General features: G+C 46.2%; 11 protein-coding genes. 6 read left to right on the top strand and 5 right to left on the bottom strand.

Translation table 11 applies throughout. The annotated features are described in order from the left end of the window. Positions 1 to 173: 173 nt before the first annotated feature. The 6 genes from NQ518_RS09215 (at position 174) to NQ518_RS09190 (ending at position 12,287) form a co-directional block, all read left to right on the top strand. On the top strand, positions 174 to 1,463 hold the full coding sequence (locus tag NQ518_RS09215) for a Fic family protein (RefSeq protein WP_227962190.1): 1,290 nt from the start codon (positions 174 to 176) through the stop codon (positions 1,461 to 1,463). 429 nt (positions 1,464 to 1,892) lie between these two features. Further along, positions 1,893 to 5,030 carry a SusC/RagA family TonB-linked outer membrane protein gene (locus NQ518_RS09210; protein WP_227962192.1) on the top strand — a complete coding sequence of 1,046 codons (3,138 nt, stop codon included), beginning with the start codon at positions 1,893 to 1,895 and terminating at the stop codon, positions 5,028 to 5,030. 37 nt (positions 5,031 to 5,067) lie between these two features. Then, complete coding sequence (locus NQ518_RS09205) at positions 5,068 to 6,591, top strand: RagB/SusD family nutrient uptake outer membrane protein (protein ID WP_227962194.1); 1,524 nt, start codon at positions 5,068 to 5,070, stop codon at positions 6,589 to 6,591. Positions 6,592 to 6,886: 295 nt separating this feature from the next. Continuing rightward, a complete protein-coding gene (pta, locus tag NQ518_RS09200) occupies positions 6,887 to 7,903 on the top strand; it encodes a phosphate acetyltransferase (protein ID WP_227962196.1) in 1,017 nt (338 codons plus the stop codon). A 338-nt stretch (positions 7,904 to 8,241) separates the two neighbouring features. Beyond that, positions 8,242 to 9,441, top strand: a complete 1,200-nt coding sequence (locus NQ518_RS09195) for an acetate kinase (protein ID WP_227962197.1) — start codon at positions 8,242 to 8,244, stop codon at positions 9,439 to 9,441. Positions 9,442 to 10,193: 752 nt separating this feature from the next. Continuing rightward, positions 10,194 to 12,287: an outer membrane beta-barrel family protein gene (locus NQ518_RS09190; RefSeq protein WP_227962199.1), complete on the top strand. Its 2,094-nt coding sequence runs from the start codon at positions 10,194 to 10,196 to the stop codon at positions 12,285 to 12,287. A 256-nt stretch (positions 12,288 to 12,543) separates the two neighbouring features. Here the strand turns inward: NQ518_RS09190 and NQ518_RS09185 are convergent, their stop codons facing one another. Genes NQ518_RS09185 through NQ518_RS09165 form a run of 5 tightly spaced genes read right to left on the bottom strand, consistent with a single transcriptional unit; the run spans position 12,544 to position 17,253 of the window. After that, positions 12,544 to 13,197, bottom strand: coding sequence for a NigD1/NigD2 family lipoprotein (locus tag NQ518_RS09185; protein WP_227962201.1), 654 nt, complete (start codon positions 13,195 to 13,197; stop codon positions 12,544 to 12,546). Beyond that, positions 13,191 to 14,339 carry a 1-acyl-sn-glycerol-3-phosphate acyltransferase gene (locus NQ518_RS09180; RefSeq protein WP_227962203.1) on the bottom strand — a complete coding sequence of 383 codons (1,149 nt, stop codon included), beginning with the start codon at positions 14,337 to 14,339 and terminating at the stop codon, positions 13,191 to 13,193. The genes NQ518_RS09185 and NQ518_RS09180 overlap by 7 nt, the downstream gene beginning before the upstream one ends. Positions 14,340 to 14,348: 9 nt before the next feature. After that, positions 14,349 to 15,350: a D-alanine--D-alanine ligase gene (locus NQ518_RS09175; RefSeq protein ID WP_227962205.1), complete on the bottom strand. Its 1,002-nt coding sequence runs from the start codon at positions 15,348 to 15,350 to the stop codon at positions 14,349 to 14,351. Between the two features lie 19 nt (positions 15,351 to 15,369). Further along, positions 15,370 to 16,437, bottom strand: a complete 1,068-nt coding sequence (locus NQ518_RS09170; RefSeq protein WP_227962207.1) for an RluA family pseudouridine synthase — start codon at positions 16,435 to 16,437, stop codon at positions 15,370 to 15,372. A gap of 6 nt (positions 16,438 to 16,443) precedes the next feature. After that, the gene (locus NQ518_RS09165; protein ID WP_227962209.1) at positions 16,444 to 17,253 is read right to left on the bottom strand and encodes a PASTA domain-containing protein; all 810 of its coding nucleotides are present in this window, start codon (positions 17,251 to 17,253) and stop codon (positions 16,444 to 16,446) included. Positions 17,254 to 17,654: the final 401 nt, after the last annotated feature.

Raw genomic sequence — 17,654 nt, 5'->3', positions numbered from 1 at the left:
CGCCCCTACGACGTTGGCCAATTGTACCCAATCAAGATAACACTAAAAAATCTGCAAAAAAATGGTACTATTTCGTGCTCCCTACTTGTAAATGCGACAAAAAAAACATATATTTGTCGCAAATATTGCGACGTTATTGCGCGATTTAGGTTGCATTCACAACTTAATAAAATATGTATATCCACGAAAGAGAAGATTGGACAGCGTTTAGATGGGATGCACTCAAACTTACGGCTGTCCTTGAAGAGGTGAATCGAAAGCAAGGTTTACTGTATGGCAGGTTGTACTCGCTTGGCTTTGACAGCAAACTGAAAGCCATGGCCGAAAACCTGACAAATGACGTGGTGTTTTCTTCAGAGATAGAGGGCATTCGTCTGAATGCGGACGAGGTGCGTTCATCAGTCGCTCGAAAGCTGGGACTGGAGAATGTCAGGCAGACGGCACCTTCTCATTATGTAGATTCTGTTGTGGCGGTCATGCTCGATGCCTTGTATCATGTTGACCAACCATTGACCAAAGAAAAATTGTGTTCTTGGCAAGCGGCGTTTTTCCCGACAGGCTTTAGCGAGGGTTTTAAGATTGAGGTGGGAAGATACCGCACCCATGAAGAACACATTGTGTCTGGTATCTTTGGCCGAGAGAAAGTGCATTACGTCGCGCCGGCTCCAGAGCGAGTGGAGGGAGAAATGGAGAAGTTTCTTCACTGGTTTAATGAAGATGAGCCAGTAAGTTCCACGATTCGTTCGGCCATAGCGCATCTGTGGTTTGTCAGCATTCATCCTTTTGAAGACGGCAACGGGCGCTTGGCACGTATATTATCGGACATGTTGTTGGCTCGTGCCGACAAAAGCGAATTTCGTTTCTATAACATATCATCTCAAATCAATAAGGATAAGCATCGGTACTATGAGATTTTGAAGAAAACACAGAATGGTGACGGAGATGTTACTGAGTGGATTTTATGGTATGCCAACACGCTGTCTAAAGCGCTTGACGAGGCTAAGGTGAATGTGAATACGATTTTGAACAAGAGTCTTTTTTGGCAAAATGCTTCATCCGTGGCGTTCAGTCAGCGCCAGAAGGATGTGCTAAATCTTTTCTTGGATGGCTATGAAGCAAAGATAACCTCTAAAATGTGGGCTTCACTTGCCAAATGTTCTAAGGACACCGCCATTCGTGACATACAGGATTTGGTGGCAAAAGGTATTCTACGTGAGGATTTTCCAGGTGCCAAGCGTCCAAGTTATTCCATTCGGTATAGCTCGGATGATATCTCTGAATATTTTTCGGATGTGGCTATCGAAGAGCAAGACGGATTTTATGTTCTAACAGCAACATATAAAGGAAATACGCCTGTGCGTGAAAGATTGCAGTCTTTGGATGCAGAGCGCTTTGCAAAAGGTGATTTGCCGTTAGAAAATCTGCTTGACAAATATTGTTCATATATCAATATGTATCCCTGAACTTGGTGTATCTGTTGATATATGTAAGAATATTTTATGGAATAGATTCTTCTACTTGAGCATGCCCTATGGGGCTGGTGTGCCCCATCCACCCGATTTAGCTGTACCGTACTTACTCGGTAAAGGCAGTGTCAGAGATAGGTTATTTTAATCTTTGTTTGCTAAAATGTGTTAAAAACTACAACTATTAACTCATTTTTTTTTACTTTTCGCACAATTCACCTATATTTGTAAATTGTTAGCCTGAAGGATGTGATATCACGGAATGTTTCGCTGAGTCAGATTTATGTTTACAGACTGAAATGTAAATTGGCAGAAGAAGAATGAAACTTGTATAAATATCTATCGCTAAGAGCTACTTTAATACTACTGAACAAACCATTAATAATAAACAATATGTTAAATTAGCGATTGAAAGGAGAAATTTTTATGAAAAAAAGACTAACACTGTTTCTCGCTTGCCTGTTCCTAAGTATAGGTATGGCAATGGCACAAACACAGATTAACGGTACTGTGATTTCAGCGGAAGATGGTCAGCCTGTTATTGGAGCCTCCGTTGTAGTTCAAGGAACCAAAAATGGTACCGCTACTAACATTGAGGGTAAGTTTACCTTAAGTGTGCCAAGTGGTGCAAAACTCATGATTTCTTACATTGGAATGGTGACTCAAACAGTTGTTGCAACCAACAACATGACCGTTAGATTGGTGAGCGATGACAGTAAGCTCGATGAAGTAATCGTTGTAGCTTACGGTACGGTGAAGAAATCTACCTACACAGGTTCTGCAACGAATGTAGACTCTAAGAAATTGGAGAAGGTGCAGGCTGCCGATGCTTCTAAGGCTTTGGAAGGAATGGTTGCTGGTCTATCCGTAACATCTCCTTCAGGACGTGCAGGTGAGTCAACAGTGATGCGTATTCGTGGTATTGGTTCGTTGAACGCTTCCAGTTCACCATTGATTATTCTCGATGGTGCTCCTTACAGTGGCGAGATTAACGCTATTAACACCAAGGATATCGAGAGCATCAACGTTTTGAAAGATGCTGCCTCTGCTGCCTTGTATGGTGCACGTGGTGCCAATGGTGTTATCATGATTACCACCAAGAGTGGTGACAAGGGAAGAGTTCAGGTGTCTTTCGATGCCCGCATTGGTACCAATCAGCGTGCAGTGCCTGAATATGACATTATTAGTGACCCTGGTACGTATTACAAACTTACTTGGGAAGGACTTAAAAACTCGGTTACTTATGCTGAAAAACCACAGAAAAACCCTGGACAATGGGCTTCGGCAAATTTGATTGATGCGTTAGGGTATAATGTGTATAGTACACCTGACAACAAGGTAGTTGACGAAAATGGTAATCTGACCACAGCGCCAATTCGTTACGAAGATGCTGCCAACTTCAATGATTGGATGGGTACATTGTACGAACCCAAGACGCGCGAAGAATATAACCTGAGCGTTACCAAGGGTTCGGCTAAGTCGAAGGTGTATTTCTCTGTAGGTTACTTGAATGATCGTGGCTTCAGCATGAAGACTAAATTTGAGCGTTTGACTACTCGTATGTCATACGATTCGGATATTACCGACTGGTTGCGCATTGGGGCTTCTTCGCAATTTGCTAAGACTACTGCACAAAATCCCGTTAGCTATGAAGAGAACAACTTTGGCAACTTGTTTATGTGGAGCCGTATGATTGCGCCTATCTATCCTATTTACAAGCATGATAAGGATGGTAAGATTTTGCGTGACGCTCATGGAGAGATGGTTTATGACGATTCTCAGGCACGACAGTATGCTGGAGGTATGAACTTGATTCGACAGACCGAACTTAACATTACGAAAAACGTTAACTACTACCTCACGCAAAACGCACGCGTAGACGTTAAACTGCCTTACAACTTTAAGTTTAGCTCTACGGCTACATTTAATGGTAACTGGTGGCGTTGGACCAACATGATGAACCCACTTGTTGGTGATGGACAGGCTTACGGTGGTATTCTTAATAAAGAAGTGAACCAAACTGTGTCATTGAACTGGAACCAAATATTGAAATGGGACAAGACCTTCAATGACTTTGGTGTACATGTGATGCTGGGACATGAAAACTATAATGAAAAAACCAACTTCTTAAATGGTGAGAAGAAAGGGTTGCTCGATCCTACATTGCCAGAATTCCGTTCAGGTGCTACCATTTCCGACTTAGACTCTTATGGCCGCGAATACAAGGTAGAAGGCTACTTCGGACAGGTTACAGCCGACTACATGGACAAATACTACGCTTCTGCTTCTTTGCGTCGTGATGGTTCTTCCGTATTCCATCCCGATCATCGCTGGGGTACATTCTGGAGCTTGGGTGGATCTTGGCGCATCAATCAGGAAGACTTCTTGAAAGACGTTGATGCTATCCAAAACCTGAAGCTGCGTGTCAGCTACGGTGTACAGGGTAACGATTATCTGTACTTGCCAAATACGAATCCTCCTTTGCGTGCTTATACTCCGTATACCAACCTTTACCGTATTGCCTCTACGGGTACCGAAAGTGTTTACGGACCTGCTTATAAAGGTAACGAAAACATTACTTGGGAAAAGAACAACAACTTTGACGTTGGTTTGGAATTCTCGTTATGGAAAGGTTTGATTGCTGGTGAACTCGACTTCTTTAGCCGTCGTACATCCGATATGCTCTTCAATCTTCCTATCTCTTCAACGACAGGATTCGATTCTGAACCAGTGAACTTCGGTAAAATGGTAAATACAGGTTTTGAATTCAACCTTTCATCTAATGTGTACAACGATCGAAATGTCAATGTTAATGTAGGTGTGAATGGTACTACATACACAAACAAGATTACCGAATTGCCCGAACAGTTTAGAGAAGACGGTATCTCCAAAGGTTTCCGTATCTTGAAAGAGCAAGGTGGTATCTTCGACTACTATATGGTGAAATCGGCAGGTGTCAATCCAGAGAATGGTGACCAAATGTACTGGTGCTGGAATAAGAAAACAGAACAGTTTGAGAAAGTTGGCAGCAAAGATTACAGCAGCTCGTTAAAAGACAGACAGTTTGTAGGTTCTGCTTTGCCAAAAATAGCAGGAGGTTTCTATGCGAACGCAGCAGCCTATGGGTTCGACTTCTCAATTCAATTCTCTTATAGAGTGGGTGGAAAGGTTTACGATGGCAGTTATCGTCAATTAATGTCAGCAGGTTCGTTAGGCTCGAACTGGCACAAGGATATTTTGAACCACTGGACACCAGAGAACACCAACACCGATATTCCACGTTTGCATACGGAGAACCAAAGTCTTAATCAGGCTTCTGACCGTTTCCTCATTGATGGCTCTTATCTCAGCTTGAATAACCTTACATTTGGCTACTCATTGCCAAAGAGTGTATTGAGCAAGGCTAAAATCCAGGGACTTCGTCTATACTTTGCAGCCGACAACTTGGGGCTGTGGTCAAAGAGAAAGGGACTTGACCCACGTATTGCTCTCAACGGTGCACAAGATTATAGTGTAAACAGTGCAGTTCGCGCACTCTCGTTTGGTATCAACCTGAATTTATAAGAAACAGCTTTATAAACGATTATAAAACATAAGAAATATGAAAAATTATATAAAAGTTGCAGCTGCACTCGCTTTCACGTTCGGTATCGTAGGGTGCAATCTCGATCCTGAGGTTTCAGAATATGAAACTCAGCAGCGACATGACGAATTGATTGCTAATCCCGAGACACAGACAGGGGTTGCAAAAGCTGCCATTGCGAAGATCTATACGATTTTCCAAGATTTTTATTCGTCTCATGATGATTTCGGTTTGAAAGCATTCCAGATAGCTACTGATATGATGTGTGAGGATGTGGCTTATCAAAACTGGAACTGGTTCCAGTTTGATTACCAAATCGATAACCGTATGGAGAATTATCGCCGTACCCGTTCTACATGGGGACAATTCTATGAAATCATTGCAAAGGTGAATCTGCACTTGGAAACTTACTTTGCACAAGAATCAACCGACCCTGGAGTGTTGGCTGCAAAAGGTGAGGCTTTGGCTCTTCGTGGCATTGCTTATTTCCACTTGGTTAACTTCTATCAGCATACGTACAAAGGACACGAAGCTGCTTTGGGCGTGCCTTTGGCGTTGAAATCGACCGACCAGAATCTGCCTCGTGCCACCGTACAAGAGGTGTATAAGCAGATTATTGAGGACTTGACCTTTGCTGTTAAGAACTGTAAGATCACAGGTGTTCGCACAGATGTCGACCGTGCCGTGGCTGCTGCTTACTTGGCTAAGGCTTATGCACAAATGGAAGATTGGGCGAATGTGGAAACTTATGCCAAGATTGCTGCCGAAGGTGGTTCTGATAAGGTGACGGAGCCTGCTCGTGGATGGGATATTGGTCAGGCTGATATCTTGTGGGGATATGACATCAACTCACAAAACTCTACGCTGTGGGCATCTTACTGGAGCCACATGGACCATTTCTTGGCTCGTGGATATGCAGCCGGTGGAAAAACAAAACTGATTTACAACTATCTGTACAACCAGATTCCGAAGACCGACTCACGTAGAAAACTTTGGATCAATAAGGAGGAATATCCTGATGTAGTCTCTTCTATGCTTGCCCAAACACACAATCCAGAAATGAGTTCAAAGGATGATCTCGATGATTTTGAGCAGGTGAAGTTTATCGCTGGTGAGGCTGGTATGGAACAAGATTATTGCTTTATTCGCGTTCAAGATCCTATCTTGCTCGAAATAGAAGCATTGGTTGAACAGAACAAATTAAGCGAAGCACAGGCAGAGCTTAACGCTTTTGCTAAAAAACGCAACCCTGCTTTCGAGGCTCCTGCTACACAAGACGCACTTCGCAAGGAAGTTCGTTTCCAACGTCGTATAGAACTTTGGGGCGAAGGTACCAACTGGTTTGATATGAAACGTTGGAAGGAAACCATTGACCGCACCAAGGGTTACAAAGTGAAAGGTAAGGACGGCAAGGAAGTTGAAGTTCTTTCTAACCACAAGGCTTCTGCACAAAAGAAAATGGCAACAGACCATAAGGATTTCTTGCATCAACTTCCTGTAAAGGAAATCAATGCTAATCCTAACTTGAAGCAAAATCCTTAATAGGGCAACGTCCTGCTATAGCGTTGTTGTTATAAAGAGATGGACGACCTAATCAAGTAGATTCAAATACAAATTGAGGACTGTATTCTTTCGTGGAATACAGTCCTTTTTGCGATGTTTGGTATTTTTATGGGCGTTTCATTCCACATGTCGATAATATTTGTTATTTTTGCAATTGCAATACAGGGTGGATGTCAACGAGTTAAATCTTTCTTTTTGCTTTGATGTCCACCGTGGGTTGAAGGCATGTGGATGCCGCTATCATGACACAAATCAAAATATAAATAACAACATCATGGATTTATTACAGCAAATTGTTGAGCGAGCAAAAGCCGACAAACAACGTATTGTGCTCCCCGAAGCATTGGAGGAGCGAACGCTACGTGCCGCTGACCGTGTATTGGCCGACGACATTGCAGACATCATCTTGATTGGTAACCCAACGGAGATTCACAAAATGGCAGAAGCGCGAGCGCTGAAGAATATCGACAAGGCTACCATCATTGACCCTGAAAACAATCCCAAGAGTGAAGAATATGCTACACTGTTAGCCGAACTGCGCAAGAAAAAGGGCATGACCCTTGAGCAAGCACGTGAGTTGGTGAAGAATCCTTTATACTTGGGCTGTATGATTATCAAGACCGAAGGTGCTGATGGACAGATTAGTGGTGCCTTGAGTACTACGGGAGATACGTTGCGCCCTGCATTGCAAATCATCAAGTGTGCGCCCGGTGTCACTTGCGTGAGTGGTGCCATGCTGTTGATTACGCAGGCAAAGGAGTATGGCGAAAATGGTGTAGTGGTTATGGGTGACGTGGCAGTTACCCCTGTTCCCGATGTAGATCAGTTAGCTCAAATTGCCGTTACCACGGCAGCGACGGCCAAGAGTGTGGCAGGTTTTAAAGAACCACGCGTAGCCATGTTGAGTTTCTCCACCAAGGGAAGTGCCTCTCATGAGGTCGTTGCGAAAGTGGCAGAAGCTACAAAATTGGCAAAGCAGCGTGCACCACAACTCAAAATCGATGGCGAGTTACAAGCCGATGCCGCTTTGGTGATGTCGGTAGGACAAAAGAAAGCACCGGGAAGTGCTATCGCTGGCAATGCCAACGTATTGGTGGTTCCCAATTTGGAAGTAGGAAACATTAGCTACAAGCTGGTGCAGCGTTTGGGCAATGCCATTGCCATAGGTCCTATCTTGCAAGGAATTGCACGCCCAGTGAACGACCTTAGCCGTGGTTGCTCGGTAGATGATATCTATTATATGGTGGCCATCACCGCTTGCCAGGCACAAGATGCCAAGAAAGAGGAGTAGAGGTGATATAGTTTACAAGTTACAGCCCCACCCCTTAACCCCTCCCCGAAAGGGAGGGGAATAGATAGTTGGTTTAATTGATAAGCTCACAAGTTGATAGTTCTACAACATAATTCAACATCATACAGCTAACTACTCCCCTCTCTTTTGGGGGGGCAAGGGGAGAGGCTTTAACAAAGAAAAAATAATACATGCCAAGCCACCTACTCCTCTCCCTTTCGGGGAGGGGCAGGGGGAGGGGCTTTAACGAAGAAAAAATAATACATGCCAAGCCACCTACTCCCCTCCCTTTTGGGGAGGGGGCAGGGGGAGAGGCTCTTTAATTCATAAACTTACAAATGAACATCTTAGTATTAAACTGCGGAAGCAGCTCTATCAAGTATAAACTCTACAACATGACCGATGAGTCAGTGTTGGCTCAGGGAGGTGTAGAACGTATTGGTCTCGATGAGGCCTTTGTGAAAGTAACATTGCCCAATGGCGAGAAAAAGAAAATCATGCACGACATGCCCGACCACAAAGAAGGCGTGAACTTCGTATTCTCTTTGCTCACCGACCCCGAGATTGGGGCTATCAAGTCATTAAACGAGATTGATGCCGTAGGGCATCGTATCGTGCAAGGCGGTGACCTGTTCGAGGATAGCGTGATTGTAGATAAGCATGTGGAAGACGGAATCGAGAGCCTGTGCGATTTGGCTCCCGTACACAATGCGGGTCATCTTCGTGGCTTGCGTGCCGTGGATGCACTCATGCCCACCACACCACAGGTGTGTGTGTTCGACAATGCGTTCCATAGCACCATGCCCGATTATGCTTACCTCTATGCAGTGCCATACGAACTGTACAAAAAATATCATGTACGCCGTTACGGCTTCCATGGCACCAGTCACAAATATGTGTCACAACGTGTGTGCGAATTCTTAGGTAAGGACATCAAGGACATGCGCATCATCACCTGCCACATCGGCAATGGTGCCAGTGTTACAGCCATCAAGGGCGGCAAGTGCATCGATACCTCCATGGGATTGACCCCCTTGGCTGGTGTGATGATGGGCTCGCGTTCGGGCGACATCGACCCATCTGCTGTTACCTATCTCATGGAGAAGTTAGGCAAGAAGCCTCAAGAGATGGCCGACTTTCTGAATAAGGAGAGTGGTGTGCTCGGTATTACCGGCATCTCATCAGACATGCGCGAGATAGAATCAGCAGCCGAAGAGGGCAATGAGAAGGCTCTGTTGGCACTGAAGATGTATAACTACCGCATTAAGAAATACATTGGTGCCTACGCTGCTGTTATGGGTGGCGTTGATATCATCGTGTGGACGGCTGGCGTAGGCGAGAATCAGATAGGTACTCGCCTCGAGGCTTGCAGTGGATTAGAGTTCTTGGGTGTGAAGATGGATGCCGAAGCCAACAAGGTTCGTGGCAAGGAAGCCATCATCTCTGCGCCAGATTCCAAGGTCACCGTTTGTGTGATTCCTACCGATGAAGAGATTGTCATCGCACGCGACACCATGCGATTGGTATCAGAAAAATAACTTTCTTCGATATAAAAACAAGTTAAAGGGGATATGTCAAATGGTGTATCCCCTTTTAAGTTTACGCTTTATTCACGTTGACCGGATGAGAATGATGAGTGTCCGTATGTATGATTTTTCTTGACAACGTGCCTCTTTATGCTGGGCGTATTTGCAAACAACCTTGCGTCTGGACGAAAATACACTAAGGATAAACGGCTTTTGTATCTCGTTGATAAATAGGGTGTTATGGTATTTTATTGATAGTTGGCTCTCATACCTTACGCATTTTGTAGACAAAAGCATTGATTTAAACGGGCAATATGCATGCCTTAGCGGGCCAACAGCCTGTAGATTGTCTGCCAAAGTGATGTCTTTAATCAGGTTAAGGCATGCTTTTGATGGTAAATAGCCGAATTTCTTGTCCCAATTACTTCCTGTTTACCTCCTGCCAGCCTATTGATTTTTTCTAGATTGAAAGTTTTGAAGAGCTGTTTTTAGGGTGAAAATTGGTAAAAATAGTCAACGAATTATAGGTGCTTGCCAACTCTCTTTCACAGAACGAACATCGGCACTGCTAATCGATGGAAAGGCCTCTTTCTTCATCATAGGATTATCCCCCCAAAGCGCTGTGCCTTTTCCTTGATGCTTCTGTTGGTAATGCTATCATTGCCACTTATATACAAGTTTTTTGGGGATTCATGATTTTATTTTATAAATTTGCGCTGAATACATTAGTCGAATCAGTCAAACTCAATCAAAATCAGCAGCAAATGAGATGTAGAATGTTTTTCTTGGGATGTATCTTAGTATCCACCTTATCCATTCATGCACAAGTGCAAAGTTCAAAGGATTCACTCACCATGGAATCCATGATGCACAATCTTCCTGAAGTAATGGTAAAGGGCTCGCGCCCCATCGTCAAGGCAGAGCGTGGTATGCTATTGTACAATATGCCGTTGCTGTTGAAGCAGTTGCCTGCCGACAACGCTTACGAGGCCCTCACACGCATTCCCGGTGTCAGCGATGCCACTGGTAGTATCTCCCTCTTGGGCAATGCGGTGACGCTGATTATCAATGGACAAGCCACTACGTTGACGCAAGAACAGCTGGCAGAACGACTGAAAGCGATGCCTGCCGCACAGTTGGCAAAGGCCGAGGTGATGTTGTCTGCCCCAGCTCGCTATCATGTTCGTGGCATGGCTATCAACATTGTTACGAAAGATTATGCCGGCACCAATCGGTTGTCGGGACAGATGGTTGGTGGATTGCAGCAAAGCAAATATTCAACTGGCTTTGGTAATCTTGCCCTTTCCATGCAAAGAGGCAAGTTTGGACTGGATGCGCAATATCAATACGTTAACGGCAATTCATACCGTGAGGCTTCGCACATAGCCAATCATCCTTTGGGCAGCAAACGTGTAAACTATTATGACGAAACTTGGCAGAAGTCGTTTGGCATCACACACGACTACCGATTGGGTATGAATTATGCGTTCAGCAAGAATCATCGTCTCGACATTGCCTATACCGGAAATTGGAAAAAGGCCAGCTCCAACAACCAAACGACAGGTTTGAGTGTAAGCAGAACGCACCTTGACAGTCATGCGTACTTGCATAATGTGGATGTCAACTACTCACTTCCTTTCGGACTCACCCTTGGCGGCTCGTACACCTACTATCGCACGCCGCAGCAACAATGGCTTGACGGCACGATGCAGGTGAATGCAAATACGACAGAAACAAAACGCAACCTGACAAGTGGCAGTGAGCAGACCATCAACAAATGGATGTTTACGGCGGACCAAACCCATTCATTGGCGCATGGATGGGGGTTGTCGTATGGCGTGAAAGGACAGTTTGCGAGCAACAAGAGCTATCAGAGCACCCTCGATAAGAAGGGAAACATCTTGCCCAATGCGACCAGCAGCGTTGACATCAATGAGCGGATATGGAACATGTATGCAGGTTTCAGCAAACAGGTCAACAAGGCAATCAGTTTTGAGGCTTCCGTTGCTGCCGAGCAATACCACTCTCCGATGTGGGATAAATGGCGCATCTATCCTACGCTCAATGCTTTGTGGAGCATCAACGACAACCATTTGCTCAACCTCTCCTTCAATTCCAATTCAGTGTTTCCGAGCTATTGGTCAACCATGAGCAATGTGTTTTACTCATCCACCTACACAGAGGTACATGGCAATCCCGATTTGAAACCATACTCCTATTATAATGTCAACCTGATGTGGCAGATAAAAAAACGTTATACGCTGATGGCTTTCGCAAGTCTGAAGCCAGATTATTCCGTGCAGTTGCCTTATCAGACAGCAGACCGAGTGGCTGTCATCATGAAAGAAACCAACTTCGATTATTCAAATAGCTTCGGATTGCAGGCCTCTGCCATCTTCAGTGCAGGCAAATGGCTCAACGGAAACGTGTTTGCCGTAGGAACTTATAGACACGAAAAGAGTAGCCATTTCTTCGACTTGCCATTCAATCGCAAGAAACTTTCTGCCATACTTGGTGGTACCGCATCGGTAAAACTTTGCAAAACACAGGACTTGCGCCTTATTCTGAATCCTTTCTTTCAGTCGAAAGCAATACAGGGCGTTTACGACATCAGTCCCATCTTCCGAATGAATGCCAAACTGCAATGGTCGTCAAACGATGGAAAATGGGGGCTGCGCCTCAATGGCAACAACATCTTCAACTACAAATACGACACTCGTTCCGTACAAGGCAACCAAGACTATCGTATGAAACTTAACAACAATTGGTCGACAGTTACTTTTGCTGTTGTCTATAAGTTCGGCGGTTACAAGGAAAAGAAAGTTAAGGAAGTTGATACCTCACGAATGGGACACTAAGAATAATATAGCGTTTCTTACAAGATTATACCGTATATAGGGTTTGTAAGAAATGCGGTTTGTAGCTTATATATTATGGTAGATCAGACAGTAAAGCAAGCCAGACAAGAAACTATGCGGACTTGGATTGAATGCAAGGAGCGGTTCGCTTTTCGCGGCAGAGAATGAGATTTTGGGGAAATAATGTATGAAAACCGAAAGCCTTTGATTGGCAGTGGCTATTATAACTCCTTTGAAAAGAGGGTGCATCGACAGCCTACAAAACAAAAGTTTTCTCCACCATGCCCTGGTAGGTATTTACTTTGAGGCGGATGGAATCGCCAGTTTTGTAGGAAGCTGTGGGAATACTGATGTAAAGGGTATTGGTGTAATATGAAGGAACGTGGTTGCGGTTGTGCAACAGCTGTAGGTCGATGGCCTTTTTGCCATTGGCGTGTGTCACTCGCTTGTTGAGCACGATGCCAATTTTTTGCTTCTGTTTCTCGTCATCGGGCTTTCCAGACATCACGCCCAAGCGCAGGTTGATGTACTTTTTGTTTTGGCTCAGCCAGCTGCTTTGCAGCTTTACGGGGTCGGTGGGGGTGTTTTTTGATGGTTTCATGGGGTGCAACACCCACACCTTGACGCATGTGTTACCTTCCGTTTTGTCAGGTGATTTTTTATAATAGAGCATGGCTCGGTAGGTGCTGTCGGGCGTGGTGGCCCAATGACAGCTGAAGGGTGGATTGAATGTGAGCTTCTCATCGGTGTCCGTCACGGCGTAATCTACCTTGCATTTGGCTGCGGTGTGCATGTCTGCCATCTCGGCTTTGAGGTACGAGTACTGTCCGTCGCCTGCTTCGTAGGGGTCGATGGTGCAGGCTGCCAACAGGCTTATAACGCTCAAGGCGAGGACGGAGAATCTCAACATGCGGCCAAATGATTTTTTAGGGGATTAGCATACATCGTCAGCATGCGCTCTCTCAAGTAGGCATCATCCTTGTTGGGGATGTCTATCTTGGCGAGTTGGTCCGACAGATATTGCTCAAATGCAGCTTTGTCCTGCGGGGTGTAGTGGCTCGATGCGGCGCTGTTCCCTTCCAACAGGTCGTAGGCGACGTAGTTATTGGGATAGATGCGGTAGTTACGGTGTATCTCTTGGTCGATGTGCGCGGCTATCATGCGGTACAAATCAGCCTTCGGCATGTTGGCATCCAGTGTGCCGAGGTAATCGTCTATGCAGGGTGCACAGTGATAGTGGATGTGCCCCTTGTAGCCCATGATGCCCGTTTGCATGCTCACGATGTCGTCTTGCGGTCCTTTTTGCCAGTCAGGATTGTCGCGCTTCAGTTGAAACTCGGCCGCTTTGAGGTAGTCGCAGGGGTCGTATTCGTACGAGATGGCCAGCGGAACCAGATGCAGTTGTTGCAGTCGGTCGATGATGTTGCCCTCTCCACCCATGGCCATCATCTTCAATATGCTCTCTGCCGTGCGGTCGTCTGAATCCTTCGCACGTCCCTCGCGTTGTGCAATCCAGATGTTTTCTTTCTTCTCTCCGATGGCGAAGTGCATGTAGGCGGAGAGCCGTTTGCTGGTGGCGAGCATCTCTCGGAACGACACACTGCGCTCAACGATGAAGGCCTTGTTGACCCGCACCAGGTCTTTGACCCATGGCAGCGATAGCAGGTTGTCGCCAATGGCAATCTCGCAGGTAGTCGGAAAGCAGTGGTCTATCAGCAGTTTTGCCAACAGTCCCGAGTCGAGAACAATGTCGCGGTGGTTGCTGATGAACGTGTAGTTGCGCTTATTGCTGATGGCCGTGGCATCCATGTCGCAACTCTTGGCTTTCTGCGCCAACAGCTTCTTCAAGAATTCATAGCAGAAAGCCTTCTGAAAGTCAACGTTCGTCTTGCAGGTATGCAGCCGTTGGGCAATTGCATCCGTTGGCACGTTGGGATAAAGATAGGCCAAAACCTGCTGAAACTGTGGGTCGGCCAACAGTTGATCGAACACTTTCGGCAGCTCTTCGGGCTCGAAGGGACGGATGGAGTCGAATTCGGATGGGATATGCATGATGGGGAGTTAGAATTGATTTTCTACGATTTCGGTCAGCACGTCGGTGATGTTCAGGCCAGCGGCGCGTACCTGTTGTGGAATAAAGCTGGTTGGTGTCATGCCCGGAGTGGTGTTCACCTCGAGCATGTTCACCACGTCTTGGCCCGCTTCGTCCTTGGTGATGATGTAGTCAATGCGGATGATGCCGTTGCATTGTAGGATGTCATAGATTTTACTTGTTTGCTCAGCAACCTCCTTGGCCGTTTGCTCAGAGATGCGGGCAGGCGTGATTTCCTGCACCTGTCCGTTGTATTTGGCGTCGTAATCGAAGAATTCGTTGCTGCTCACCACCTCTGTCGCAGGGAACACCACGCTCTTCTCGCGGGTCTTGTAGCAGCCGATGGACAGTTCGGTTCCATCCATGTAATGCTCAATCATGGCCGTGTCGCTCTCCATGAAGGCCCTGCGCAAAGCCGGAGCCAGCTGGTCTGTGTTCTTCACTTTGGTGACGCCGAAGCTCGAACCGTCAGCAACAGGCTTGACAAAGCAGGGCATGCCAAGGACGTCTTGCACCTCCTGCTCGCAGAGTTGGTCCTCTTCTCCACGTTTCACCAACATACTTTTGGCCACTTTGACGCCGAATGCAGCGAGGTAGTTGTTCAATACGTATTTATTGAAGGTCATTGCTTCCACCAACACACCGCTGGTAGAGTAGGGTATGTGCAACAGCTCAAAGTAGCCTTGCATGATGCCATTCTCACCTGGGGTGCCGTGAATGGTGATATAGGCGTAGTCGAAAAGCACGGCTTCGCCTTCTTTAACGAACGAGAAGTCGTTTTTGTCGATGCTGGCTGTGTCGCCGTTGTCAAAGCAAACGTTCCAGTCTTGTCCCTTGATGGTGACGATGTAGACATTGTATCGCTCTTTATCGAAAAACGAATAGAGGCCTTGTGCCGAACGTATGGATACGTCGTATTCTGATGAATCGCCACCGCAGACGATGGCAATGTTTCGTTTCAGATCATTCATAGATGATGTATATTTTTGTTTATTCTTCAAAAGTATCGTTGTTAGTGCCGTGAACATAGATGCTCCACTTGTTGAGAAGCTGCTGCATGTCGTTGGGCAAGTCGGAGGTAAAGTCCATTTGTCGGCCTGTTGTGGGGTGTACAAATCCCAATGTCTTGGCGTGCAAGGCTTGTCGGTTGCACACCTTGAAACAGTTTTGGATGAATGCTTTGTAGGTTGAGCTGCGTTGTCCGCGCAGAATTTCGGTACCACCATATCGCTCATCGCCGAACAGCGGGTGCCCAATGTGTTTCATGTGGGCGCGTATCTGATGCGTTCTTCCCGTTTCCAGGATACATTCTACGAGCGTTACATAGCCGAAGCGCTCCAGTATGTGATAATGTGTAACGGCGCTTTTGCCTATCTCACTGTCGGGTGGAAACACGTTCATGCGCAACCTGTCTCTTGGGTCTCGCCCGATGTTGCCCTCTATGCGCCCTTCCTCCTCGTTGAAGTTGCCCCACACCAAGGCGTTGTAGCTACGGTGAGTGGTCTTGTTGAAGAACTGAAGTCCAAGCTTTGTCTTGGCAACAGGCGTCTTGGCGATGACCAACAGTCCGCTGGTGTCTTTGTCGATGCGATGAACAAGCCCCACTGCGGGGTTGTTGGCGTCGAAAGAAGTCAAGTCTTTCAGGTGCCAAGCCACGGCGTTAATCAGCGTTCCGTGAAAGTTTCCGGCACCCGGATGCACCACCATGCCGGGCGCTTTGTTAACCACCATGAGGTCGGTATCTTCATACACGATGTCCAAGGGAATGTCTTCGGCCTCGATGGTATGGTCGTGTTGCGGCGCATCCAGCATCAGCGTGATGACATCCAAAGGGCGAACTTTGTAGTTGCTCTTCACGGGTTGGTCGTTTACATGCACGAATCCAGCATCCGCGGCCTTTTGAATACGGTTGCGACTGGAATGTTTCAGGCGTTCAAACATATATTTGTCCACCCGCAAAGGCTCCTGTCCTTTGTCAACCACGATGCGGAAATGCTCATAAAGTTGCTGTTCCTCATCGTCTTCCAACAACGTCATGTCCTGTGCTTCTTCAGCCATCTATTCTTATTTTGGAGTGGATTTGGGGGATTTAGGCGTGGTCGGTTCGGTCTTCCTGGGTACCGTCGGTTCTTTCTTCTGTGGCACGGTGGGTTCCGTTTTGCTCGGATTGATGGGTTTGACCTCTTGTGGATGAGTTGTTGCTTCTTCCGTTTCCGTCACTGGTCCCGTCACTTCTTCAAATCCATCAACGTCATCCTCTTCGCTTGGGTCATATTCAGGATAAATCGGATCTACATAGTCAATCACGTCAGTTGAGTCGCGCATGCCGTTTCCCGCTTGGATAATCACCGTGTCTTCGATGGAAATCCTGTCGCCTGTCACCACATGTTTCCCTCGAACCAGAATGCCGTATACCCAGTCTTTCTCGCCTGGAATGAATTGAGGTGTGCCCACTTTGAAGCCCATAGCGGTGAGTTTGGCCATAGCTTCACGCAGCGAACTGTTGTCAATAACATCGGGTAGGGTGATGGTTGGCGATTTAGAGGCGTTGATAGTGAGGTAGATAATGCGCCCTGTCTTCACCTTGTCGCCAGCTGCGGGCGTTTGTTCCAACACGCAGTCGGGGGGTATTGTCTTCACATATCCCGTATCACTCACCACAGCCTTAAAGCCTAACTGACTTAATATTTTCTCTGCTTCCTTGAAAGATTTTCGCTTCACGTCGGGAATAGCAATCGATTCACCGTGATGCGTGTAGATATCAAGGCCATATCGCACACCAAGACAGACCAAAACAATGGCGACGGCCATGCCCAGGAGGTTCCCCCACAGGTAAAAGCTCTTAAATTTATTGAAAAATTCAGATGATTTCATTCCCTTTCTTGATGGCTTGTTGATATAGTATGGCCAAATTCATGGCAGCCTATCTTAGTGCAAAGATAGTGCAAATCGCACAAAAAGCAAATTTGTTTACTATGCTTAGGCGATGCCTGTCTTATGCAAAAACAGCGCAAACCGAAAGCAGTCAAACTGTGTTTGAACTGCTGAGGTGCAGCCTGTTTTATGCAAAGACAGTGCGAGCCGAGCGCAGTCAAGCTTGTTTGTAATTGCCGAGGCGATGCCTGTTTTATGCAAAGATAGGTCAATTCGCAGATAATACAAAATAAAAGTTCTTGTTTTTTCAGCGTTGGTTAACTGCTGCCACTGGTGCGTTGAGTGTGGGTTAACTGTCGCCACCGTAGCGTTGAAAGATGCAAAAAGCAGCAAAGACCTAA

It is taken from the genome of Hoylesella buccalis ATCC 35310 (assembly GCF_025151385.1).
GTDB classification, from domain to species: domain Bacteria; phylum Bacteroidota; class Bacteroidia; order Bacteroidales; family Bacteroidaceae; genus Prevotella; species Prevotella buccalis.
This window is presented reverse-complemented; position numbering and strand designations above follow the sequence as displayed.